The organism is Promicromonospora noduliphila (assembly GCF_056951025.1).
This window is the reverse complement of the sequence record NZ_CM167806.1, coordinates 143,627-166,020: the sequence shown is the minus strand read 5'-3', so window position 1 is coordinate 166,020 and position 22,394 is coordinate 143,627. Positions and strand designations below refer to the sequence as shown.

20 protein-coding genes are annotated in these 22,394 nt (G+C 71.1%); 5 read left to right on the top strand and 15 right to left on the bottom strand.

Annotated elements, in window-relative coordinates:
- Window positions 1–52 precede the first annotated feature (52 nt).
- Complete coding sequence (locus AC0QU1_RS00695; protein WP_483573747.1) at window positions 53–868, top strand: MBL fold metallo-hydrolase; 816 nt, start codon at window positions 53–55, stop codon at window positions 866–868.
- 12 nt (window positions 869–880) lie between these two features.
- Here AC0QU1_RS00695 and AC0QU1_RS00690 read toward each other — a convergent pair whose 3' ends face one another.
- Complete coding sequence (locus AC0QU1_RS00690) at window positions 881–1,429, bottom strand: TetR/AcrR family transcriptional regulator (protein ID WP_483573746.1); 549 nt, start codon at window positions 1,427–1,429, stop codon at window positions 881–883.
- A gap of 100 nt (window positions 1,430–1,529) precedes the next feature.
- On the opposite strand from AC0QU1_RS00690, the gene AC0QU1_RS00685 reads away from it, so the two are divergent.
- Window positions 1,530–2,504, top strand: coding sequence for an aldo/keto reductase (locus AC0QU1_RS00685; RefSeq protein ID WP_483573745.1), 975 nt, complete (start codon window positions 1,530–1,532; stop codon window positions 2,502–2,504).
- A gap of 163 nt (window positions 2,505–2,667) precedes the next feature.
- Here the strand turns inward: AC0QU1_RS00685 and AC0QU1_RS00680 are convergent, their stop codons facing one another.
- Together AC0QU1_RS00680 and AC0QU1_RS00675 are read right to left on the bottom strand one after the other, a co-directional pair.
- Window positions 2,668–2,865, bottom strand: a complete 198-nt coding sequence (locus AC0QU1_RS00680; protein WP_483573744.1) for a YbdD/YjiX family protein — start codon at window positions 2,863–2,865, stop codon at window positions 2,668–2,670.
- Window positions 2,862–5,123, bottom strand: a complete 2,262-nt coding sequence (locus tag AC0QU1_RS00675) for a carbon starvation CstA family protein (protein WP_483573743.1) — start codon at window positions 5,121–5,123, stop codon at window positions 2,862–2,864. Before AC0QU1_RS00675 ends, AC0QU1_RS00680 begins: the two co-directional genes overlap by 4 nt.
- A gap of 200 nt (window positions 5,124–5,323) precedes the next feature.
- Between AC0QU1_RS00675 and AC0QU1_RS00670 the strand changes: the two genes are divergently transcribed.
- Window positions 5,324–6,142, top strand: coding sequence for a CPBP family glutamic-type intramembrane protease (locus AC0QU1_RS00670; RefSeq protein ID WP_483573742.1), 819 nt, complete (start codon window positions 5,324–5,326; stop codon window positions 6,140–6,142).
- Between the two features lie 85 nt (window positions 6,143–6,227).
- Here the strand turns inward: AC0QU1_RS00670 and AC0QU1_RS00665 are convergent, their stop codons facing one another.
- From AC0QU1_RS00665 to AC0QU1_RS00655, 3 genes are all read right to left on the bottom strand, one after another.
- Entirely contained in the window at window positions 6,228–7,016 is a 789-nt protein-coding gene (locus AC0QU1_RS00665) for a DUF305 domain-containing protein (RefSeq protein ID WP_483616356.1), read from the bottom strand.
- A gap of 200 nt (window positions 7,017–7,216) precedes the next feature.
- Window positions 7,217–8,605 carry an LVIVD repeat-containing protein gene (locus tag AC0QU1_RS00660; protein ID WP_483573740.1) on the bottom strand — a complete coding sequence of 463 codons (1,389 nt, stop codon included), beginning with the start codon at window positions 8,603–8,605 and terminating at the stop codon, window positions 7,217–7,219.
- A gap of 255 nt (window positions 8,606–8,860) precedes the next feature.
- A complete protein-coding gene (locus AC0QU1_RS00655; protein WP_483573739.1) occupies window positions 8,861–10,333 on the bottom strand; it encodes an LVIVD repeat-containing protein in 1,473 nt (490 codons plus the stop codon).
- 167 nt (window positions 10,334–10,500) lie between these two features.
- Between AC0QU1_RS00655 and AC0QU1_RS00650 the strand changes: the two genes are divergently transcribed.
- Window positions 10,501–11,214, top strand: coding sequence for a DUF305 domain-containing protein (locus tag AC0QU1_RS00650; protein ID WP_483576602.1), 714 nt, complete (start codon window positions 10,501–10,503; stop codon window positions 11,212–11,214).
- A 119-nt stretch (window positions 11,215–11,333) separates the two neighbouring features.
- Here AC0QU1_RS00650 and AC0QU1_RS00645 read toward each other — a convergent pair whose 3' ends face one another.
- From AC0QU1_RS00645 to AC0QU1_RS00625, 5 genes are all read right to left on the bottom strand, one after another.
- Entirely contained in the window at window positions 11,334–13,553 is a 2,220-nt protein-coding gene (locus AC0QU1_RS00645) for a hypothetical protein (RefSeq protein ID WP_483573738.1), read from the bottom strand.
- 200 nt (window positions 13,554–13,753) lie between these two features.
- A complete protein-coding gene (locus tag AC0QU1_RS00640) occupies window positions 13,754–15,013 on the bottom strand; it encodes an ROK family transcriptional regulator (protein WP_483573737.1) in 1,260 nt (419 codons plus the stop codon).
- 27 nt (window positions 15,014–15,040) lie between these two features.
- Window positions 15,041–15,952, bottom strand: a complete 912-nt coding sequence (locus AC0QU1_RS00635) for a carbohydrate ABC transporter permease (RefSeq protein ID WP_483573736.1) — start codon at window positions 15,950–15,952, stop codon at window positions 15,041–15,043.
- The gene (locus AC0QU1_RS00630; protein ID WP_483573735.1) at window positions 15,952–16,845 is read right to left on the bottom strand and encodes a carbohydrate ABC transporter permease; all 894 of its coding nucleotides are present in this window, start codon (window positions 16,843–16,845) and stop codon (window positions 15,952–15,954) included. Before AC0QU1_RS00630 ends, AC0QU1_RS00635 begins: the two co-directional genes overlap by 1 nt.
- A 3-nt stretch (window positions 16,846–16,848) precedes the next feature.
- The gene (locus AC0QU1_RS00625; protein WP_483573734.1) at window positions 16,849–18,264 is read right to left on the bottom strand and encodes an ABC transporter substrate-binding protein; all 1,416 of its coding nucleotides are present in this window, start codon (window positions 18,262–18,264) and stop codon (window positions 16,849–16,851) included.
- A 60-nt stretch (window positions 18,265–18,324) separates the two neighbouring features.
- Here AC0QU1_RS00625 and AC0QU1_RS00620 point away from each other — a divergent pair, with 60 nt between their 5' ends.
- Complete coding sequence (locus AC0QU1_RS00620; RefSeq protein ID WP_483573733.1) at window positions 18,325–20,199, top strand: MGH1-like glycoside hydrolase domain-containing protein; 1,875 nt, start codon at window positions 18,325–18,327, stop codon at window positions 20,197–20,199.
- A 289-nt stretch (window positions 20,200–20,488) separates the two neighbouring features.
- On the opposite strand, the gene rplI is transcribed toward AC0QU1_RS00620, so the two are convergent.
- The 4 genes from rplI to rpsF form a co-directional block, all read right to left on the bottom strand.
- Window positions 20,489–20,938, bottom strand: coding sequence for a 50S ribosomal protein L9 (rplI, locus tag AC0QU1_RS00615; RefSeq protein WP_483573732.1), 450 nt, complete (start codon window positions 20,936–20,938; stop codon window positions 20,489–20,491).
- 17 nt (window positions 20,939–20,955) lie between these two features.
- Window positions 20,956–21,192 (bottom strand): 30S ribosomal protein S18, encoded by a 237-nt coding sequence (gene rpsR / locus AC0QU1_RS00610; RefSeq protein WP_020013532.1) that lies wholly within the window; start codon window positions 21,190–21,192, stop codon window positions 20,956–20,958.
- 79 nt (window positions 21,193–21,271) lie between these two features.
- A complete protein-coding gene (locus AC0QU1_RS00605) occupies window positions 21,272–21,805 on the bottom strand; it encodes a single-stranded DNA-binding protein (RefSeq protein WP_483573731.1) in 534 nt (177 codons plus the stop codon).
- A 110-nt stretch (window positions 21,806–21,915) separates the two neighbouring features.
- Window positions 21,916–22,206 carry a 30S ribosomal protein S6 gene (rpsF, locus tag AC0QU1_RS00600; protein WP_483573730.1) on the bottom strand — a complete coding sequence of 97 codons (291 nt, stop codon included), beginning with the start codon at window positions 22,204–22,206 and terminating at the stop codon, window positions 21,916–21,918.
- Between the last annotated feature and the right edge of the window lie 188 nt (window positions 22,207–22,394).

Genomic DNA, 22,394 nt, shown 5'->3' with positions numbered 1-22,394 from the left:
GCCCGGTGACGCATGGTGGCGGAGCACCTGCCTCACGAAGGGAAACCGTTCAATGACGTTCTGGATCTGCAGTACCTGCGGCGTGGAGCACGAGTCCCGGCCCGACGTGTGCGCCATCTGCGCCGACGAACGCCAGTGGGTGCCCGCCGACGGGCAGCACTGGACCACCCTGGAGGAGCTCGCCGCCGAGGGCCAGAGCGTCAGCGTCGAGGAGCTGGAGCCCGACCTGTTCGGCCTCACCACCGTGCCCGACGTCGGCATCGGCCCCACCGCGAAGATCGCCAGGACCCCGGCGGGGAACCTCATGTTCGACGTCCCCGGCTACGTCGACGACGCCGCGGTCGCCGCGGTGCAGGACCTCGGCGGGCTCGCGTACATCGTGGCCAGCCACCCGCACATGTACGGCGTGCAGGTGGAGTGGAGCCGCCGGCTGGGCGGGGTCCCCATCCTGGTCAGCGAGGCCGACGCCGGCTGGCTCGCCCGGCGCGACGACGCCGTCGAGCTGTGGAAGGGCGACCGCGAGATCCTGCCGGGCGTGACGCTGAGCCAGCCGGGCGGGCACTTCCCGGGCTCGGCGGTGGCGCACTGGGCGTCGGGCGCGCAGGGGAAGGGTGTGCTGCTGAGCGGCGACACGATCTTCGCGAACCCCGACCGGACGTCCGTGTCCTTCATGCGCAGCTACCCGAACCGGATCCCACTGTCGGGACCTGTGGTGCAGCGCGTCGCGCACCACGTGGGGCGCTTCGAGTTCGACCGGCTCTACAACAACTTCCGGGGCATCATCCCGACCGACGCCCGGGAGATCGTGCAGCGGTCGGCGGAGCGGCACGCGGCGTGGACGAGGGGCGACTTCGACCACCTGACCTGAAACGAGGCCTGGTCAGGCCGCGGCACCGTCCAGGAACAGCGACGTGACGGTGGCCGCTGCCGTCTCCGCGGCGACACCGCCGACCACGAGGTGCACGCCCATCTCCAGCAGGGCCGACAGGGCCGCGACGTGCGTGGCCACGGGAACGTCGGCGCGCAGCGTGCCGTCGTCGACGCCGCGGGCCAGGAGCGCACGCAGCGGCTTGCCGACCCGTTCGTCCAGGTCGGCCTCGTCCTTGGCGTCCTTGACGTCCATGTGCGCCAGCACCGTGAACGCGCCGCCCGTCACGATGAACGCGCGGGTCAGCCGCGCCACGCCCTCACGCACCGCCACCTGATCGAGGTCGGCGTCTTTGACGCGTTCGGCGATGCGGTCGATCGCGACAGCGACCACACCGCGCAGCAGCGCCTCGCGGGTGGGGAACCACCGGTACAGCGTGGCCCGGCCGACGCCGGCGGCGCGGGCGATGTCGGCCATGCTCGCCGTCTCGAGCCGCATGCCGAGGGCGCGCACCACCTCGTCGACGATCGCGGTGGCGGGGCGGGACAGAGCGGCGGCCATGGGTAGACCGTACGCGACCGTGAACACGGGCTGTCGCTCTCCGGGACGCATATGTATCGTTACTGAGACATCACTGTCTCAGTCGAGAGCGAGCACCCCCATGACATCCATCCGCCACCTCGGCGAACGCGAGATCAGCCCGATCGGGCTCGGCTGCATGCAGTTCGCCGGCACCGGTATCGGCTTCTACCCACCCGTCCCGCAGGACGAGGTCGATGCGATCGTCGGCGCAGCCCTCAAGGGCGGCGTGACCTGGTTCGACAGCGCGGAGATGTACGGCAGCGGCGCCTCGGAGCGCGCGCTGACCACGGCGCTGCGCGGCCTCGGCGTCGCGCCCGGCGACGTCCTCATCGCGAGCAAGTGGACGCCGTTCGGCCGCACCGCCCGCAGCATCGAGGCCACTGCGCCGCGCCGGCTGGCCGCCCTGCAGGGCTACCCGCTCGACCTGCACCAGATCCACGCCCCGTTCGGCAGCCTCTCCCCCATCACCCGTCAGGTCGAGGCGATGGCTCGCCTGTTCGAGGCGGGCACCATCCGGGGCGTCGGCGTCTCCAACTTCGGCGCCGCCGACCTCGAACGGGCCCACGCCGTGCTCGCCGCCCGCGGCATCCCCCTGCTGTCGAACCAGACGCAGATCAGCCTGGTGCACCGCACGCTCGAACGAGACGGGGTGCTCGCGACGGCGCGCCGACTGGGGGTCACGCTCATCGCGTCGGCGCCACTGCGGGCCGGACTCCTCACGGGGAAGTTTCACGAGGACCCCTCGCGCGTGCGGGCGCTGCGCAACAGCCGGCGCCTGATCGCCGGCGGCCGCTACGGGTACTCGCCGCGCGCCCTCGAACGCACGCGGCCGTTGATCGACGAGCTTCGCGCCGTCGCTTCCGCGCATGGCGCCACCCCTACGCAGGTCGCCCTGGCCTGGCTGATCACCTACTACGACGACACCGTCGTGGCCATCCCCGGCGCGTCCAAGGTGCGGCACGCCGAGGAGGCGGCCGCGGCGGCCGGCCTGACCCTGAGCCGGCGAGAACTGGACGCGCTGGCAGAGGCCTCGACCGGCGTCCTGCGCGGCTGACCCGCGGTGGGGCCCCTGAGCGCCGGTCCAGCTCTCCTGGGAAACAGTTGCTCCCCAGGGTGTGTCACTGACAGTAGACAACGTCCACTTTCAGCAACACGACCCCGGGGCGGGGTCTCTCCCCGCCGGGCACCACTAGCCGTTCACGACGATCGCGCCCGAGTCAGCAACAGCGCGCGCCCGGGTTGGCGTCCTGCTCCGCGTAGCGGTTCCGCCAGTACTCCCGCACCGTCGGCACCGCGGCGTCCGGGTGCACGCGGCGCAGGTGCGCCACGTACCGCTGGTAGTCGCTCTCGCCCAGCACGCCGGTGACGTACCAGGCGAGGGCGCGCCAGCCCCGGCGCACGGAGAGCGAGCTCATGCGTGCGTCCCCGCCCGGAGCTTGTCCGGGTGCTCCCCGTAGTAGGCGGTCCACTGCGCGGCCACCTCCCGCTCCGCGTCGGTGGAGATGAGGCCCGACGGCGCGAAGGTGGCCGACGGCGTGTCCGGCTCCTCGGTGGTCGGCAGTCCACCGGCCCGGATCGCCTTGACGCACACCCACAGCGCCACCAGCGCGACGACCAGCACGAGCACCGCGAACACGATCGACAGCGTCCCCTGGATGAAGGTGTTGCGGATGACGGCGTCCATCGCCGCGGGGTCCGCGGCCGTTCCGAACGACGTCTCGCCCGCGTCCCGCGCCTCGCGGAACGCGGTGTGCTGCGCCCAGTACCCGAGGGTCGGCTCGGGCGAGAAGATCTTCTGGTACGACGCCGTCATGGTCACCGCCAGGTCCCAGACCAGCGGGACGGCGGGGATCCACGCCCACCTCAGGTAGCCCTTCTTCACCAGGACCACCGTGACCAGGGCGAGCGCCATGGCGGCGAGGAGCTGGTTGGCGATGCCGAACAGCGGGAACAGCGTGTTGATGCCGCCCAGCGGGTCGGTCACGCCCATGAGCAGGATCGCGCCCCACAGGCCGCACACCACCACGGAGCAGATCCAAGCGCCGACGCGCCAGGACGGGTCACGGAACCTGCGCAGCGGGCCGCCGAGGTTGCCGAGCGTGTCGGACAGCATGAACCGGGCGACGCGCGTGCCCGCGTCGACCGTCGTGAGGATGAACAGCGCCTCGAACATGATCGCGAAGTGGTACCAGAACGCCTGCAGGCTCGCGCCGCCGAGGAACGAGCCCAGGATCTGGGACATACCGAAGGCCAGCGTCGGGGCGCCGCCGGTGCGGGAGACGATGGACTCCTCGCCCACGGCGTCCGCCGCGCCCTGGATCTCCGCGCCCGTGGCCGCCGGTCCGGCCAGACCGAGGCCGTTCACGTACTCGGCGGCCGTTCCCGGCTCGCCGCCCGTGAGGCTCGCGGGGGCGTTCATCGTGAAGTACAGGTGCTGGTCGATGGAGATCGCCGTGACCAGGGCCATGATCGCCACGAACGACTCGGTGAGCATGCCGCCGTAGCCGATGATCCGGAGCTGGCTCTCCTTCTCCACGAGCTTCGGCGTCGTACCGGACGAGATCAGGGAGTGGAACCCGGAGAGCGCGCCGCACGCGATGGTGATGAACAGGAACGGGAACAGCGCGCCGGCGAACGCGGGGCCGTTGCCCTCGATGGCGAAGCTCGACACGGCCGGCGCCTGGACGGCGGGCTGCGCCACGAGCACGCCGACGGCGAGCAGGACGATGGTGCCCACCTTCATGAACGTGGACAGGTAGTCGCGCGGGGCGAGCAGCAGCCACACGGGCAGCACGGACGCGAGGAACCCGTAGCCGACGATGAGCCACGCGACGGTCACCGGCTCGAGCGTGAACAGCTCGGCGCCCCAGGTGGTGTCGGCCACCCAGCCGCCCGCGACGATCGCGAGGATCAGCAGCGCGACGCCGATGAGGGACACCTCTGACACCCGGCCCGGACGGATGTACCGCAGGTACGCGCCCATGAACAGGGCGATCGGGATGGTCATGCCGACCGAGAACACGCCCCACGGCGACTCCGCCAGGGCGTTCACCACCACGAGGGCGAGCACGGCCAGGATGATGATCATGATGACGAACACGCCGATGAGGCCGGCGGCACCGCCGACGGAGCCCATCTCGTCGCGGATCATCTGGCCGAGCGACCGGCCGCGGCGGCGGGTGGACAGCCACAGGACGAGGTAGTCCTGGACGCAGCCGGCCAGGACGGCGCCGATGATGATCCACAGCGTGCCCGGCAGGTAGCCCATCTGGGCGGCGAGCACGGGCCCGACCAGCGGCCCCGCGCCGGCGATGGCGGCGAAGTGGTGCCCGAACAGCACGCGCCGGTCGGTGGGCGCGAAGTCGCGGCCGTTCTCGTGCTCCTCGGCGGGCGTCGCCCGGTCGTCGCGCGGCCGGACCACCTTGTACTCGATGAGCCGCGCGTAGAAGCGGTAGGCGATGATGTACGTGCCGACGGCGGCGACGACGAAGTACGCACCGTTGACCGACTCACCGCGCACGAACGCGACGAGCGCCCACGCGATCGCCGCGAGGAGTCCGATGGCGGCGAAGATCAGCTTCTTGCCGGTGGTCATGGGTCGGCGGTCGATGATCGCGACCGGGGGGAGGTCCGGATCGTTCCGGACCAGCTCAACGTGCTCGGGTGAGCGCACGGCGGCCTCCTTGCCGGGTGGCCCGGCCCGAGCCGGTGGACGGCGGGCCGGATACTGGGTGAATCGTTACCGTGGACAGACTCTAGTTGCCCCGGAACACGAAGAACCAGGCCCGGACGCCGAGAAACCTCGGCGTCAGCCGGACGGATCACGGGAGTGACCTGCACGTCCGACACGCGGCGTGTGGGAGCCTCGTCCCCGTGACCCTCACTCTGTCCGGGCCGCTGGCCGGTCCCGCCCGCCTGACCGCCGCCTTCCTCGTGTCGGCGTCGGCGATCCTGCTGTTCGCCGTGCACATCCGGCCGATCGCGTACGTGCCGCTGGTCCTGGGCATCGCGCTGGGCCTGTGGGCCGACCGCGCGCTGGGCCGCGACCTCGCGCTGATCGGCGTCGGCATGGGGATCATCTCGCTGATCTCCCTGGAGGCCGACCTGTCCGACGCCGGGATGCTGCGCTTCACGCTCGCGCTCGGCGGGGCCGTGCTGGTGCCCTGGGCGCTGTCCCGGTTCGTGCTCAGGCAGGACACGATCCAGTTCCCCGTGGCGACCGGACGCCGGTGGGGCCGCGGGCAGTGGACCTACCTCGTCATCGTGGTGGTGGTCGGGTACCTGGTGCTGCCGTTCTACTTCCTGGGCTCGGGCGCGTACCTGAACTGGCCCGACCTGGAGGGGTCCCAGGACATCTGGCGCCTGTTCGTGGGCGTGAACGCCGTGGGCATCTGGGACGAGCTGTTCTTCATCTGCGTCGTGTTCGCCCTGTACTGCCGGCACTTCCCGGTGTGGCAGGCGAACGTGCTGCAGTCGATGATCTTCGTGTCGTTCCTCTGGGAGCTCGGCTACCGCGAGTGGGGTCCGCTGCTCACGGTGCCGTTCGCGCTGGTCCAGGGCTGGATCTTCGCCAAGTTCAAGTCGCTCACCTACGTGGTGGCTGTGCACCTGCTGTTCGACGCCGTGGTGTTCGGCGTCCTGGTGCACGGCCACCACCCGGAGCTGTTCGACATCTTCGTGACGGCGCCCTGACGCGGCGGGACTCCGGGCCGCGCCGGGCGTGGCGCCGGTCAGGCGCTTGGCGCGGGCCGGGGGTCGCCGCGCGTCCCGGCCCGCCCTAGTTCGCGCTCGCGTTCGTCGACCCGGGACCGCCGACGGCGGCGAGCACCTCGCGTACCTCTTCCACCTCGGCGCGGATCTCGTCCGCCTCCGACTGCGCCAGCGCCTTCGCGTCGGCGTCCTCGCCGCCGGCGATCTCCTCGTCGGCCGGCTGCAGCCCGCCGTAGTGGTGCTCGACCAGCGCGGCCAGCAGCGCGATGTCGAACTCCGACCCGTCGAGCGCCGCTATCGCGTCGACCTGCTCGTCCGTGAGCATCCCGTGGTTCCCGCCCTCGTGCGAGTGGGCGTTCGCGCCGGCCCGGGGCCCGCTGCCGCCGCCGTCGGGCAGCTCGGTGTCCAGGCCGTTCTCGCCGAGGGCGAGCGCCTCCGTGCCCGCCGTGGGGACGGGGATCTCCCGGGCCTCGAGCCAGCCGGCGAGGTCGCTCACGCGACTCACCGAGGCCTCGCCCACCTCGACGGCGAGCTCCAGCACCGCCTGGTCCGTTGACCGCCCCGGCGCGAGCGCCGTGAGCTGCACGGCCTGCGCGTTGTGCTCCACCATCGTCTCGGCGTAGGCGACGTCGGCGGGGGAGTATCCGGCGGCCTCCTGCTTGGCCGGGACCAGCACGCCGAGCCACAGCAGCAGCGCCAGCACCACGGCCAGGCCCCCGGCCAGCACGGCCCCCATGATCCGCAGCCGCCGCCCCAGCCCATAGGCCGACGGCGGAGGCGTGGCGTCGTCCCCAGGCTTGCCGCCGGACGGCGGGGTGCTGGGGTCCTCGGTCGTCGTCGACTCCTGGGGCGTCATGTCCGGGAGAGTGCCACAGAAACCCGAGGCCGCGCCATCACGGAAATCCCGCACGCCCCGTGCCGGGCTCACACCGCTCCCTTTCGAGGCCGAGGTTCCTTTGCTCTGAGCGGGTTGAGAGCGAAGGAACCTCGGTCTCGAAGATGATGCCGGAGGCCCACCGACGGCAACCGCCGGTGGGCCTCCAACAGATCAGGTGCTCAGTACGGGAACGGCATCTGCATCTGCGGGTTCAGCTCGTGCTGCTTGACCCGCTCGGCCCGGCCGTCGATCGAGTCGTCGATCTCGAACGTGTCGAACCCGACCGACAGGTCGTTCGAGTAGGCGTACCCGTTGTAGTAGTACGTGGACCAGGTGCCGCCACCGCTCAGGCCCTCGCCGCGGTCGAACCAGGCGACCTCACGCGGGTTGTCCGAGTCGGTGAAGTCGAACACCGAGACACCGCCCTGGTACCACGACTGGACCATGAGGTCCTTGCCCTTGACCGGGATCAGCGAGCCGTTGTGCGCCACGCAGTTCTCCTCGGCCGTGTTGATCCGGGGGATCTTGTAGTACGAGGCGAACTCGAGCTTCTTCTTGCCGAACCACGACCGCTTGATGTCGTAGATGCCGTTGGCGCCCAGCTCCGGCGCGAACTCGCCGGTGCAGGTCGCCAGGCCGCCGCCGCCGAGCTCGTCGGTGAAGACCACCTTGGTGGCGTCGTTGTTGAACGTCGCCGAGTGCCAGAACGCGAAGTTCTCCGTGTCGCGCACCTGGCTGATCACGCGGGGACGCTCGCGGTTGGAGATGTCCATCAGGATGCCGTCACCCATGCACGCGCCGGCGGCGAGGTCGTACTTGGCGTAGGTGGTGATGTCGTGGCAGCCGCTCGTGGCGGAGGCACCGGGTCGACCCTCGTACCCGCCGTCCGGGAACAGGTTGGGCGTGGCGACCAGCGCCGCCGACGTCGGGTGCTTCACCGGGATCTTCACGATCGAGACGAAGTCGTGCGGCGGCCGGCAGTCGGGGTACGTCTCGTTCGGCGCGTACGACGACACGTAGGCGTAGACGTTCCGGCCGTCCTTGGAGGGTGCCAGCGAGTGCGTGTGCGAACCGCACTCGGTCTCGATCGACTTGACGTACTCCGGCGCGAGCGGGTTGGAGATGTCCCAGACCTTGATGCCCTCCCACGCCGCCTTCTCAGTGGCCGGCAGCGAGGTCGAGTTGCACGAGTCGTCGCTGCGGGACGAGTCCGTCGACAGCACCAGGATGTCCTTGTAGACCGAGATGTCGTTCTGCAGACCCGGGCAGTACACCTGCACGACCTGCTCCGGGTTCTCCCGGTCGGTCAGGTCGTAGACGGTGAAGCCGTCGTAGTTGCCCGCGAACGCGTACTTGCCCTTGAAGGCGATGTCGGAGCCCGTGCCCTGGAGCGCACCGTTCTTGGGCTGGTTGCTCAGGTGGGTCATGTTCGAGGACGCGATCTCGCCCGGCGGAACGTCCGGATCTGCGGTAGACGCCGCGACGGGGCCCGCGAGTGCGACGGCCACGGCGGCGAACATCACGGTCAGGGCGGCAGCGGCGCCGCCCCGTGCGCGCGATCGAATCAAGGTTGGACGACGCACAGGCGTCACACCTCCTAGGTCGGTTGGGGGCAGTGTTGCTCACAGGAGGCTCCCAGGACCAGGACTCTGGTGACTTTTTACACAGTGGTGACAAATTGCCCCAGGCGACGCACGGCTGCCCGACGACGTCCGGGGCGCCTTCCGTACGGAAAGCACCCCGACGCCGTCGGGCAGCCTTGTGCGCCGGTGCCGGCGCGCCCAGCTCGGGTCGGCGCTTCACGCCCAGCTCGTGCGGGCACCTCAGCGGCCGAACGACTCCTGCATCTGCGGGTTCAGGGATCCGAGGCGGACCTTCTCGGCCTTCCGGTCGATCGAGTCGTCGATCTCGAAGGTGTCGAACCCGATGCCGAGGTCGTTCGAGTACGCGTACCCGTTGTAGTAGTACGTGGACCAGGTGCCACCGCCGCTGATGCCCTCGCCACGGTCGAACCACGCCAGCTCACGCGGGTTGCGCGAGTCGGTGAAGTCGAACACCGAGACGCCGCCCTGGTACCACGACTGGACCATCAGGTCCTTGCCCTCGACCGGGATCAGCGAACCGTTGTGCGCCACGCAGTTCTCGTTGTCCGAGTTGGTGCGCGGGATCTTGTAGTACGACTTGAAGACGAGCTCCTTCTTGCCGAACCACTTGCGCTTGATGTCGTAGATGCCGTTGGCGCCGAGCGTCGGGCCGAACTCCTCGTTGCAGGTGGCCAGACCACCGCCGCCGAGCTCGTCGGTGAAGACGACCTTGGTGGCGTCGTTGTTGAACGTGGCCGAGTGCCAGAACGCGAAGTTCTCCGTGTCGCGGACGCGGCTGATCACCCGGGGACGCTCGCGGTTCGAGATGTCCATGAGGATGCCGTCACCCATGCATGCGCCCGCCGCCAGGTCGTACTTGGCGTAGGTGGTGATGTCGTGGCAGCCGGTGGTCTCCGTGTACGCGCCACGGTCGTCACCGCCGTAGCCGCCGTCCGGGAACAGGTTCGGCGTCGAGACGATGCGGGCGGACTCCGGCGAGCGCAGCGGGACCTTCACGATCGAGATCGTGTCGTGCGGCGGCTGGCAGTCCGGGTACGTCTCGGACGGGAAGTACGAGGAGACGTACACGTACAGGTCGCGCTTGTTCTTGGACGGCACGAGCGAGTGCGTGTGGGAACCGCAGGCGGTCTCCACGGACTGGACGTACTCCGGCTCCAGCGGGTTGGAGATGTCCCAGACCTTGATGCCCTCCCACGCGGCCTCGTTGGTGGCCGGGAGCGACGTCGAGTTGCAGGAGTCGTCGCTGCGCGACGAGTCCGTCGACAGGACGAGGACGTCCTTGTAGACGGAGATGTCGTTCTGCCCGCCCGGGCAGTACACCTGCACGACCTGCTCGGGGTTCTCCGGATCAGTCAGGTCGTAGACGGTGAAGCCGTCGTAGTTGCCGGCGAACGCGTACTTGCCCTGGAAGGCGATGTCGGAGCCGGTGCTGAGCAGCGCACCGTTCTTGGGCTGGTTGCTCAGGTGGGTGATCTTCGACGACGCGGTCTCGCCCGGCGGTACGTCCGGGTCGGCCGAGGACGTCGACGTGGTGGTAGTTGCGGTGGACAGGTCCGCCGCATCGTCGCCCGGCGATGCCAGGCTGGGTGCCGCGACAGCGAGTGAGCCTGCCGCGAGCGTCGCCACGAGGGCGGCAGCAGCGGCGCCCCGTACTTGCTGACGGGTAAAGGTCGATCGACGCAAGGGCGTCACACCTCCTAGGTCGGTGGACCGAGTTTGACTCACAGGGTTCTCCCAGCACCAGGAAATTGGGCGCTTTTTACACACCGGTGACAAATCGCCTGAGAGGATCCTCGTTACGGTTCACCGACGAGGCCGGACGACGCCGCGACAGCCCGCAAGAGAGGATCACCGTGGAGATGCTGACTGGTACCGCACGACGACGACCGCGGATCCGAGCCCTCGCGATCGGTGCGGCCGTGCTGGCGCCGGCCCTCGTGGTGTCGGCCTGCAGCCCGGACGAGGAGCCGGAGGCCGTCTCGACGCCCAGCTCTGTCGTCCTGCAGCCGGGGAAGCCGGGCGAGGCTGCCGAGACGATCGCGCCGGAGGACTACGAGGGGGCGCCCGCCCACGCGCCGTTCTCGAAGGCCGACGCCGACTTCCTCACCGACATGATCTGGCACCACGGCCAGGCGATCGAGATGTCGGACCTGGCGCCGGAGCGTGCGGCGTCCGAGCAGCTCAAGACGTTCGCCGAGCGCATCTCCGTGGTGCAGGGCAGCGAGATCGACCTCATGTCCGACTGGCTGAAGGAGAACGAGTACCCCGTGCCCGTGACGGCGGAGGGCGGGGACGGTTCCGGCCCGCGCGCACCGGAGCACGGGCACGACGCCGCCGACATGCCGGGGATGCTGACCGAGGGCGAGCTGGCGGAGCTGGAGGAGGCGTCGGGAGCCGAGTTCGACCGCCTGTTCCTCGAAGGCATGATCAGGCACCACGAGGGTGCGCTCACCATGTGCGAGGAGGTCGCGGCGTCGGGCAGCGAGGAGCGGGTGCTGGAGCTGGCGAACAACATCGCGGCCGACCAGATGGCGGAGATCGACCGCCTGGACCAGATGCTCGCCGACCTGTGACGTGCCGATCGCCGGGCTGCGACGTGCCGATCGCCGGGCTGCGACGTGCCGATCGCCGGGCTGCGACGTGCCGATCGCCGGGGCGGCGCGGTGCGCTGCCCCGGCGATCGGGTGCAGGGTCAGGCGCGGCGCCGACCCAGCAGGATCAGGCCCGCGACGGCGGCCAGCACGCCGAGCGCCGCGAAGATGACCACGCCGACGCCGAGGGCGCCCGCCGGCGAGCCGTCCACCCGGGTGCGCAGCTCCCCGGTGCCGTCGGACAGCAGCGCCGTACCGGACGCCACCTCCGTTGTCCCCGCCACGAGCTCGGCCGAACCGTCGGCGAGCTGCTGGGTGCCGTCGGCCAGGGTGGTGGCGCCGGCGGCGAGCTCCTGCGTGCCGTCGGAGAGGTCGCCCGTACCGCCGACCAGGGTCCTGGTGCCCTGCCGGGCCGCCTTGAGCCCGTCGCGGAGGTCCGCCGACCCGTCGGCGAGGCGCTGCGACTTCTCGACCTTCGGCACGACGCGGTCGCGCACCTCGATGATCCCGTCGAGGATGCGACCGGATCCGTCGTGGAGCTGTGCGGACCCGCCCACCAGCCTTCCGGATCCGTCGTGCAGTTGCTGCACGCCGGAGACGAGCGCTGGTGTCTGGCCAGCCAGCTCGGCGTTGCCGCCGGCGACCTGAGTCGCGCCGGCGAGCAGAGCAGGCAAGCCACCCTTGAGCTGGCCGGTGCCGGCTGCCAGCGAGGCGTTCCCGGACGCGAGCGACTCGGCTCCAGCCGCCAGGATCGGCGTGTTCCGCGCCAGCAGCGCGGTACCGCCCGCCAGGCTCTTCGCGCCCGCGGCAAGTTCGGCGCTACCCGCGTACGCCGAGCCGACGCCGGCCACGTACTGCTGGATCCCCGGAGCGAGCTGCCCCAGGCCGGCCTGCAGGTTCGCACTGCCGACCTTGAGGTCTTCCGAGCCGGCCGCGAGGCTGGCCGCACCAGTCGTGAGCGGTGCCAAACCGCCCGCGACCTTCTGCGCACCGGCCGACACGAGAGCCGTGCCGTCAGCCAGCTTCTTGGCACCGTCGGCGGCCTTCGACGCGCCCGCCGACAGGTCGCCGAGCGACGAGGCGAGTCCAGACGCGCCGGCCTGCGCCTGGGAAGCGCCGGCGCTGACCTGACCGGCCCCGGCCGCCAGACCACCCGACGACGCTGCGAGCGCCTCGAGCTGCGCCTTGAGGTCTGGGTCGTCCGTGGCGGCGGCGAGTTGTATCAGCTTGTCCTGGAGAGCCAGGTTGCCGCCCTGCACCTGGTCTGCACCGGCGACGAGGCCACCGATCTTCGTGGCCAGGGTGCCCGCGCCGCTCTGTGCCGCGGCGGCACCACCGGCCACAGCCGCCGTGCCGGACTCCAGCTCCTCTGCACCCGCCGCCGCGTCACGTGCGCCGTCGGCCAGCGCGGGCGCACCAGCGTTGAGCTGTGCCAGGCCGCCGGCGACCTGGTCAGCTCCCACGTCGAGGGTCACGGCGCCGGCCGCTAGCTTGCCGGCACCCGCCTGGACGGAAGTGGTTCCGCTGAGGATCGTGCTGTTGTTGGCCGCGAGCTGCGACAGTCCGGCGCTGAGCGCCTGATTCCCGTCGCGGACCTGCGCGGAACCGCCTGCGATCTGCGCTGCGGCGGAGTCGACCTCGCCCACGCCGTCAGCGACGAGTCGCGCCCCGGAGGCGAGCTGACGCGCACCCGCGTCGAGCGGTGTCACACCGTCGCTGACTGTCGCGACACCGGCAGCCACGAGCAGGGATCCGCCCGCAAGCTGCTTCGCACCGTCGGCCAGCGCCGGCGCCTTCGAGCTCAGGGTCCCGAGACCAGCATTGACCTGCTCAGAACCATCGTTCAGCTCCGCCAGACCCTCGTTGATCTTCATGGAACCGTCCGTGAGCCGCAGCGACGCATCGGCGAGTTCCGAGACATCCTGCGCCGTCTCCGCAGTGCCGTCCGCGACCTTCTTCGATCCGTCGTGCAGCTTGATCACGCCTTCGCGCAGGTCACCCGCGCCGGAGTCGAGCTGCCCCGCACCGTCCGCCAATGCCTCGACGCCGGGAACCACGTCGTCCTGCACGGCGGCATTGAGGTCGCTGGCCCCGGCACCGAGGTCGCCGACGCCGGAGACCAGGTCCGCCTGGACGCCATCGTTCAGCTCGCCCGCGCCGTCGGCCAGCCGGTTCGCGCCGTCGGCGACCTGTCCCTGGAACAGGAGCATGAAGGCCGTGACCGCGATGGTGCCGGCCAGCAGCAGGGCGACGCCGAGCGCCGTCAGGATGGTGGGGCCCGGGCCCGATCTGGGTGTTCGGGATGCATGAAGCTGCGTCATAGGTTCGCCTCTCGCTTCGCGGGCACCGCTGCCCGCGAAAGTTGTCCGACCGGCGCCCCTGTCCGCCGGGCCCGCCGCCGTTGGCGAGCACGAAGCCCGTCGTCGCGGGCGTCTGCGCAGAAGTTACCCGCGGATCCGGCGCCACGGACCCTTCTATTGATCACAACTCAGTAAAACCCCCGAAGATCACCCGCTCGTGGTCAGCCCAGGCGGGTATCCACCGCCTCGGCAGAGAACCGCTCGTCGACGGCGACCCGCGCCAGCCCCACGAGCACGGCGTCCGGCCCGAGCGCGGCGGGCCGGATCCGCAGGCGCGCGGTCGCCCTGGGCTGCGCCCCCGCGTAGACGCCCGCCCGTATCCCGGCGATCACGGTCGGCACCGCCAGCTCGCCGGCCACGACGAGGTCGGCCGGGTTGAGCACGCCGACCACCACCGCCAGCACCCGCCCGATCAGCCCGGCGGCCCGGTCCAGCTCCGCCGTCACGAGCGGGTCCCCGCGCTCGGCGAGGGTCCGCAGCTCGGCGAGCGATCCGACGTCGGCCCCGGCCTCACCGAGGCGGCGCAGCAGCGCCGCCCCACCCGCCTCGGCGGCGAGGCATCCCCGCCGACCGCACCGGCAGACGGCGTCGCCGCCGACGTCGACGTGCCCGATGTCGCCCGCGCCGCCGTCGGTCCCGCGGTAGATGTGGCCGTCGATGACGAGCCCGGCCCCGAGGAACCCGGAGATCTTGACCAGCACGAACGGCTGGGGGCGGCCGTCCCCCGACCGCTCGTGCCGCAGCGCGCCCAGCTCGCCGTACGCCATCGCGTCGGCGTCGTTCTCCAGGTGGACCGGCACGGCGAACCGCTCGCGCACGGCCTCCACGACGGGCCACGCGCCCCAGCCCGGCATGACGGGCGGGTCCGACAGCCGGCTGTCGTGCGGATCCACGGGGCCCGGCACCGACAGCGCGACCCCGCCGACGGCGCCCGGCTTGATCCCGGCATCGGCCAGGAGCACCTCGAAGGCATCCAGCAGGCGTGGCACCACCGTGCCGGGCCCCGCGCCGAGGTCGACGGCCAGGGTCGCCCGGGCCAGCAGCGCCCCGTGCGGGTCGACGACGGCGAGCGCCGCCGTGTCCGCCGAGCGAACTTGCCGCCCTGTCGCGGCATGGGACGCCCCGACCGACGAGCGAGCCCCCGGGACCCGCGCCGCCGGGCCGTCAGGGGCGACGTCCCCCAGCTCCAGGGCCGCCACGAGCACCAGCGAGTCGGTCGGGTCGAAGACGAACCGCTCCGCACGCCGCCCGCCGGTGGCGCCCGCGTCGCCCGCCGCGCGGATGATGCCCGCCGCCACCAGGGCGTCCATCCGCTGCGCCACGGTGACGCGCGACAGCCCCGTCGCCTCCAGCACCTGGGTGCGCGTCGTCGCCCGTCCGCTCCGGATGAGCTGCAGGATCTCGCCCGCGCCTGCTGCCACGTTGTTCCTCAGTTCTTCCGCGGCCGGTCAGCCCTTGTCCGCCCCGGCGGTCAGCCCCTCGGTGAGGGCGCGCTCGGCCACCCCGTACAGAATCACGATCGGCACGGTGAGGAGCACGCTGCCCGCCATGAGGACGGTCTTCGAGACCTCCTGACCGTCGGCGAGGCGGGTGAGCCCGAGCGAGACGGTCCACAGGTCCTGCTTGGCGGAGAGGAACAGGAGCGCGAACAGGAACTCGTTCCACGCGATCATGAACGAGTAGAGCGCCGTCGACATGATGGTCGGCATGGCGAGCGGCACGGTGATGCGGGTCAGGATCTGCAGGCGCGAGGCGCCGTCGATCACCGCCGCCTCGTCGATCGACTCCGGGATGCCCGCCAGGTAGTTGCGCAGCATGTGCACCGAGACCGGCACGGTCAGCGCCACGTACGCGATCACGAGGCCCACCAGCGACGACCCGAGCCCCAGCACCTGGAACCCGACGAACACCGGCACCGCGATGATGATCGTCGGGAACAGGTAGACGGCCAGGAACAGCCACGAGACCTGCGAGCGCCCGGCGAACCGCAGGCGCGTCAGCGCGTACGACGCCGGCACCACCAGGGCGACGGTCAGCGCCGACGCCGCGACCGCGACGACCGCGGAGTTGCGCATGAACCGCGCGAACCCGTACCCGCCGTCCTCCTCCGAGGCCAGCACCTCGCGGTAGGTCTCCGTGGTGATCCGGTCGAGGGCGGGAAGCACGCGCAACGGGTCGCGCAGCAGGTCGTCGATCCGCACGAAGCTCAGGGACAGCATGTAGAGGAACGGCAGCACCGTCGCCACCACGAGCGCCACGATCACCAGAACGCGCAGCACCTGCAGCACCCGGGTCTGCACGACGACGGCGCTCGTCCCCCGCCGCGCCGTCGTCCGGCCGGTGACCGTCTCCGTCGCCATCACGCCTCCCTCTGCCGGGCCGTCAGGCGCAGGTAGATCGCCAGCGCGATGCCCAGGAAGACGGCCATCACCGCGGCCGTGGCGCTCGCGCTCCCGATGTCGCTCGACCCGGTGAGCTGCTCGAACACCCGCACCGACGCCACCTGCGTGCCCGCGGCGCCGCCCGTGAGCAGGTAGACGTCGTCGAACTCGTTGAAGGCCATGACCATGCGGAACAGCACCAGCAGCGCCACCGTGGGCAGGAGCTGGGGCAGCACCACGAACCAGAACTTCTGGAGCGGCGTGGCGCCGTCGACCACCGCGGCCTCCTCGATCTCGCGGCTGAGGCCCGTCAGGGCCGCCCCGAGGAACATGAACGCGAACGGGAAGTACCGCCAGATGTCGTAGACGATGACGGTGAGGAGCGCGGTGGGCGCCGCCGCGAGGAAGTTGACCGGGTGCTCCCAGCCCAGCACCTGCGTGCCGAACGCGTTGACCACGCCGTACTGCGGGTTCAGCGCCACCTGCCAGACGAACGTGGTGGCCACCACCGGCGCCACGTACGGGAGGAGCATGACGGCGCGCAGCGGCGCCCGGAACCGGAACCGGTCCCGGAACGCGAGCGCCGCCACCAGGCCCACCGCTATCGAGCCGACGGTGGTCGCCACCGAGTACTCGACCGTGGTGAGCAGCGCCTGCCAGAACGCGGGCGCCGTGAGCACGTCGGCGTAGTTGTCGAGCGTGAGCTCGTTGAACAGCCCGTTGCGGGCCACGTCCACGTACCGCGCGTCCTGGAACGAGAGCACGACGGTCCACACGATGGGGACCACGATGATCGCGGCCACCACCAGGACGACGGGCACGACGAGCGCGATCCCGTCGCGGTTCTCCGACCGCCGCAGCGACGTCACCATGGGTCAGTCGCGGCCGGCGATCTCGGCCACCGCTTCCTGCATGGTCGCCTGCGCCTGCGCGGCGTCGGTGCTGCCCGCCCCGAGGTCGGCGGCCGCCTTCGCGAGCGGCAGCTCGCTCGTGATCGGGCCGAGGATCGCGCCCTGGCCCTGCGGCAGCGCCCAGCGATCGGCCGACTCGGGCGCCGCGGCCAGGGTGTCGGTGACGTCGGCGGGCCAGACGTCGGAGAACGTCGCCTTGGTGTCGACGCCGATCTGCAGCCCGGACCACGCGTCCGTGTACTCGGTCGGGTTGTCTGCGGTGCCGGTCCGCACGGGCACCTTGCCCTCCGGCGCCATGGACAGCCAGTCCACGTAGGCGTCGGACATCATGTACTCCACGAAGTCCGCGGTCTCCGGATCGGCCCCGTCGGTGATACCCCAGGACACGAACTCGACGTACCCCGCGGCGTCCCCGCCGGAGGACGGCCCTTGCACCACCGGCACCACGCCGGTGTTCTCGGCGAGCCAGCCCGGGTCGTCGGCGCACTCGTCGCACGACGGCGTGAACTCCTCGCGCAGGCCGGCCATCTCGTCCAGGAGGAAGGACGACCAGACGATCATCGCGGCCTGCCCGGCGAAGTAGGAGGCGCGCGTGGACTCGACGCCCTGCGTACCCTCCGGTGAGAACTCGCCCGCCAGGTCGGCGTACAGCTCGATCGTCTCGGTGCACTCGGGGCTGTCGAGGGTCGCCTCACCGGCGTCGTCCACGAGCTCGCAGCCGTTGCCCTGGGCGAGGAACTCGAGCGTCTGCTGGGTGAAGGGGTCGGCCGCGTCCGTGGACAGCGTGATCCCGTGCCGGCCGCTCGTCGTGAGCTCCTCGGCGGCCGCGCGCAGGTCGTCGTAGGTGGTGGGCGGTTCGAGGCCCGCCTCCTCGAAGAGGTCGGTGCGGTAGTAGACCATCATCGGCCACGCGTCGGACGGCACGGCCAGCAGCTCGTCGCCGTCGCTGGTCAGCTCGAGGGCCTCCGGGGTGAAGGTGTCCGCGCCGAGCGCCTCGACCACCTCGGCGGCGGCGTCCCGGTCGAGGTAGCCGTCGCGGTCGAACGACCGGACCAGCCCGGGGCTGATCGCGTTGACCACGTCGGGCATGTCCTCGCCGGAGAGGGCTGCGGCGGACAGGAGCTGGGAGACCTGGTCCTCCTCGACCGGCACCAGCTCGGTCTCGACGCCGGCGGCCGCTTCCGCGTTTGCCGCCCAAGCGGCCATCGCGGCCTCCTGGATGGCGAGGCGCTCGGGCTGGGTCTCGACGGTCCAGACGGTGACCGTCCCGTCGGACTCGGGGCCGCCGCTGCCGCAGGCGGTGAGCGTCAGGACCGCTGTGGCGGCGGTCGCCGCTGCGATCGTCAGGCGGACGGCGGCCGCCCGGTTGTGCCGGAGCATGGCATCTCCTCGTCATCGAGTGAGTAGAGCTGGCACTTATGTCTAGCCTATTGTCGAAAGATGCACAAGGACTTGCGGGAAGACGTGTGGGCCGGCGCCGTCGACGCCGCCGCCCGGGTCCTGGACACCAACTGGACCGGCCGGCACACGGTCCCGGCCACCGGGCTGTACCCGCACCAGTGGAGCTGGGACTCGGCGTTCGTCGCGATCGGCACGCGGCACCGCGAGCCGGCGCGGGCGCGGGCGGAGCTGGTCGCGTTGCTGGACGCCCAGTGGGCCGACGGGCGAGTGCCGCAGATCGTCTACGACACCGGGCGCGACGACGACTACGCACCGGGGCCGGACTTCTGGCGATCTCCGACGACGGCGGCGCGGCTGGGGACTGCTGGGGGTGGGGCGGACGCTGGGGCGGCGATGTCCGAGGCGGACACTGGGACGGACACGGTCAGGCTGGACACAAGCAGGGGGAGCACAGGCGCGCAGGCGACGGCCGAGCAGGCGACGGCCGGACTGGCGCCGTCCGGGTCGGCGGCATCTGGACCGGCGACGTCCGGGCCGGCGACATCCGGACCGGCGCCGTCTGGGCCGGCGACATCCGGACCGGCGACATCCGGACCGGCGACATCCGGACCGGCGACATCCGGGCTGGTCCAGCCGCCGATGCACGCCTGGGCCGCCTGGCTGGTGCACTGTGCGGACCCGGCCGGTTCCGCACGGGAGGGATTCCTCGCGTGGGTCTATCCGCGGCTCGCCCGCTGGCACGAGTACCTGCACGTCCGGCGCGCGGGCGCCGTCGGCCTGCCGGTGGTGAAGCATCCGTGGGAGACCGGCACGGACAACTCGCCGCTGTGGGACGCCGCGCTCGACCGGGTGCCGCCGGAGGCGCGCACCGCGATCCGGCGACCGGACCTGCAGCACGCCGGGGCCGGTGAGCGGCCCGGCAGCCGCGACTACCGGCGCTACTACCGGCTCGCCGAAACCTACCGCGACGCCGGCTGCGCCGACGACGTCCCGGTCGGCTTCGCCATGGTCTGCCCGCTGTTCGCGACCGTGCTGGCGGTCTCGGAGCTGGCCCTGGCCCGGATCTCGGCGGTGCTGGCCGACGCCGGGAGCGGGCAGGAGGCTCCGGACGCACACCACGGTGAGGGCGGGCACGGCGTCGAGGGCAAGCACGGCGCCGAGGGTCGGCATAACCGCGGGAGCACGCACGGCAGCAGACTGCGCGACGACAGCGGACTGCGCGACGGCGGCGGATCGCCCGCTGCGAGCCCCGACGTCGGCGGCACGACGCCGTCGGCCGCCCGAACCGGCGCGCACGAGGCAACCGCCGCACGAGTGGTCGCCTCGCTCGACGAACACTTGTGGGACGAGAAGCTCGGGCTGTACGTGGCGCTGGACGACACGACCGGTGAGCCCGTCCGGCGGGCAACCGTGAACGGGCTGGTCCCGCTGCTGCTCGCCGGCGTCCGAGCGTCAGCCAAGACGCGGACCGGGCGGGACGTGCCGGCGTTCACCGGACCTGCAGCCCCGGTCATGGGGGCCGCTCAGAGAAACGTCGGGCCAGCAACAGGCACCGCGGCCGGACGGGCCGAACGCCTCCTGGCAACGCTCACGGGCCCGGGGTTTCTCGGCGGCGGACCTTTCCTGCCCAGCACCTCACGCGACGACCCGGCGTTCGACCCCGCGCTGTACTGGCGCGGACCGGCGTGGTTCAACACGTCGTGGCTGCTCCTGCGCGCGGTCCGGGCGCTGGGCCGCGACGACCTGGCCGCCCGCCTGCGCGAGCAGTTCGCCCTCGCCGCACGCGAGGGCTTCCCGGAGTACGTGGACCCGAACACGGGAGCGGGCCGCGGAACCCGCCAGTTCTCCTGGACCGCGGCCCTGACGCTGGACGTGCTGCTCGCGGACGAGCCGGAGGTGCTGCCGCGCCCGTAACCAGGTCCGCTTCGATCATGCGATTGGGCATCGATCAGGGCGCGGTTTCATGCGTAACCACATGGTCGAAGCGGACTTCCGACGAGACGATCAGCGGGCCGCGGCTCGGCTGTCCGCACGTGCCGAACGGCTGACGTTTCCCTTCGCCCACCCAGCACGTCTGCTTGCCCGGTCAGCGCCCTCCCCCGACCGGCACGTGCGATCTCCGGACCAGCACGTCCGCCATCGACCGGGCATGCGAAAAGCCCCGGATCCAGGGCGGATCCGGGGCCTCTCAGCGAGCTGGCGATCAGCCGGCGACGACCTTCACGCCGATCTTGGCCGACACCTCGGGGTGCAGGCGGATCGACACGGTGAAGTCGCCGGTCGTCTTGATGGACTGACCGATCTCGATCTTGCGCTTGTCGACGGACGGGCCACCGGCGGCGGCGACCGCACCGGCGATGTCCGCAGTGGTCACCGCACCGAACAGGCGACCACCGGGGCCGGCGTTCGCCGCGACGACCACCGGCTTCGCGGCCAGCGAGGTGGCCAGGGCCTTCGCCTCGTCCAGCGAGGCGATCTCGCGGGTCTTGCGAGCCTTGCGGATCGCGTTGATGTCGGCCTCTGCGCCCTTGGTCCAGGGCGTCGCCAGCGAACGCGGGATGAGGAAGTTACGGGCGTACCCGTCCTTCACCTCGACCACGTCGCCGGGCTCGCCCAGGCCGGTCACCTCGTGGGTCAGGATCAGCTTTGCCATGGTTCTCGATCCCTTCCTCAGCGAGCCGTCGACGTGTACGGCAGCAGGGCCATCTCGCGGGCGTTCTTCACGGCCTTCGCGATCTGACGCTGCTCCTGCACGGAGACGCCGGTGACACGACGAGCGCGGATCTTCCCGCGGTCGGAGATGAACTTGCGCAGCAGCGCCGTGTCCTTGTAGTCGATGTTCGCGATCTTCGCGGACTTCAGCGGGTTGATCTTCTTCTTGGGCTTGCGCACCACAGGCTTCGCCATGGTGTTGCTCCTTCGTCAGGTGCTGCTCACCCGGCCTGGCGGGCCGTGCGAGCACAAAAGATGAACGGGGTGGTGCCGATCAGAACGGCGGGTCGTCCGAGAACGCGCCGCCGGACGACGCCGGGCCTGCCGTGGCCCACGGGTCGTCGTTGCTCTGACCGCCACCGGAAGAACTGAAGCCTCCGCCGGAGCCGCCCTGCTGGCCGCCACCGTTGAAGCCACCGCCACCGAAGCCACCGCCACCGGACCGCTGGGACCGGGTGACCTTGGCCGTCGCATAGCGCAGGGACGGACCGATCTCGTCCACCTGCAGCTCGACGACAGTGCGCTTCTCGCCCTCACGGGTCTCGTAGGAGCGCTGGACCAGGCGACCCTGCGCGATGACGCGCGTGCCCTTGGTCAGCGACTCCGCGACGCTCTCCGCGGCCTCGCGCCAGATCGAGCAGCGCATGAACAGGGTCTCCCCGTCCTTCCACTCGTTGCTCTGGCGGTCGAAGGTCCGCGGGGTCGACGCCACCGTGAAGTTGGCGACCGCCGCACCTGAGGGGGTGAAGCGCAGCTCCGGGTCTCCGGTCAGGTTCCCGATCACTGTGATGACAGTTTCACCAGCCATGCCAATTCCTCGATTCAGTCGACGTTCCGTACGCGGTACGTGGGTTCGCGGTGAATGCAACCACGAACCACTGACACTCGCGCGGGCGTAGGAGGTTCAGTTCCGACGACTCACTTGTCGCTCGTGCGCAGGATCTTGGTGCGGAGCACGACCTCGTTGAGGCCGAGCTGACGGTCCAGCTCCTTGGCGGTGTCCGACGTCGCGGTGAAGTCGACGACGGCGTAGATGCCCTCGGACTTCTTCGAGATGTCGAACGCCAGACGGCGGCGACCCCAGATGTCCACCTTGTCGACGGTGCCACCCTCGGTCGTGATGACCGACAGGTACTTGTCGAGCGACGGGGCAACGGTGCGCTCCTCGACCTCCGGGTCCAGGATCACCATCAGTTCGTACTGACGCATGTGTCTACCCACCTCCTCTGGTCTCAGCGGTCACGGTCGTTCCGTGACAGGAGGGTTCACAGCAAGGGTCAAGCGTACCCGCCCGACGCGCGACGGCGGAATCGAGCCGGCGAGACCCGCCTCACAGGCCGCGTCCCGCCGTCCGACCGCGACCGACCCGCGTCCCGCCGACCGACCCCGACCGGCGA

What these genes read in the sequence shown, in the direction of transcription:
- AC0QU1_RS00635 (WP_483573736.1), bottom strand. Translation starts at nt 15,952, where the DNA reads ATGGCGACGGAGACGGTCACCGGCCGGACGACGGCGCGGCGGGGGACG.
- AC0QU1_RS00630 (WP_483573735.1), bottom strand. Translation starts at nt 16,845, where the DNA reads ATGGTGACGTCGCTGCGGCGGTCGGAGAACCGCGACGGGATCGCGCTC.
- AC0QU1_RS00665 (WP_483616356.1), bottom strand. Translation starts at nt 7,016, where the DNA reads ATGACGCCCCAGGAGTCGACGACGACCGAGGACCCCAGCACCCCGCCG.
- AC0QU1_RS00605 (WP_483573731.1), bottom strand. Translation starts at nt 21,805, where the DNA reads ATGGCTGGTGAAACTGTCATCACAGTGATCGGGAACCTGACCGGAGAC.
- AC0QU1_RS00695 (WP_483573747.1), top strand. Translation starts at nt 53, where the DNA reads ATGACGTTCTGGATCTGCAGTACCTGCGGCGTGGAGCACGAGTCCCGG.
- rpsR (WP_020013532.1), bottom strand. Translation starts at nt 21,192, where the DNA reads ATGGCGAAGCCTGTGGTGCGCAAGCCCAAGAAGAAGATCAACCCGCTG.
- AC0QU1_RS00645 (WP_483573738.1), bottom strand. Translation starts at nt 13,553, where the DNA reads ATGACGCAGCTTCATGCATCCCGAACACCCAGATCGGGCCCGGGCCCC.
- AC0QU1_RS00685 (WP_483573745.1), top strand. Translation starts at nt 1,530, where the DNA reads ATGACATCCATCCGCCACCTCGGCGAACGCGAGATCAGCCCGATCGGG.
- AC0QU1_RS00690 (WP_483573746.1), bottom strand. Translation starts at nt 1,429, where the DNA reads ATGGCCGCCGCTCTGTCCCGCCCCGCCACCGCGATCGTCGACGAGGTG.
- rpsF (WP_483573730.1), bottom strand. Translation starts at nt 22,206, where the DNA reads ATGCGTCAGTACGAACTGATGGTGATCCTGGACCCGGAGGTCGAGGAG.
- AC0QU1_RS00625 (WP_483573734.1), bottom strand. Translation starts at nt 18,264, where the DNA reads ATGCTCCGGCACAACCGGGCGGCCGCCGTCCGCCTGACGATCGCAGCG.
- AC0QU1_RS00680 (WP_483573744.1), bottom strand. Translation starts at nt 2,865, where the DNA reads ATGAGCTCGCTCTCCGTGCGCCGGGGCTGGCGCGCCCTCGCCTGGTAC.
- AC0QU1_RS00650 (WP_483576602.1), top strand. Translation starts at nt 10,501, where the DNA reads ATGCTGACTGGTACCGCACGACGACGACCGCGGATCCGAGCCCTCGCG.
- rplI (WP_483573732.1), bottom strand. Translation starts at nt 20,938, where the DNA reads ATGGCAAAGCTGATCCTGACCCACGAGGTGACCGGCCTGGGCGAGCCC.
- AC0QU1_RS00620 (WP_483573733.1), top strand. Translation starts at nt 18,325, where the DNA reads ATGCACAAGGACTTGCGGGAAGACGTGTGGGCCGGCGCCGTCGACGCC.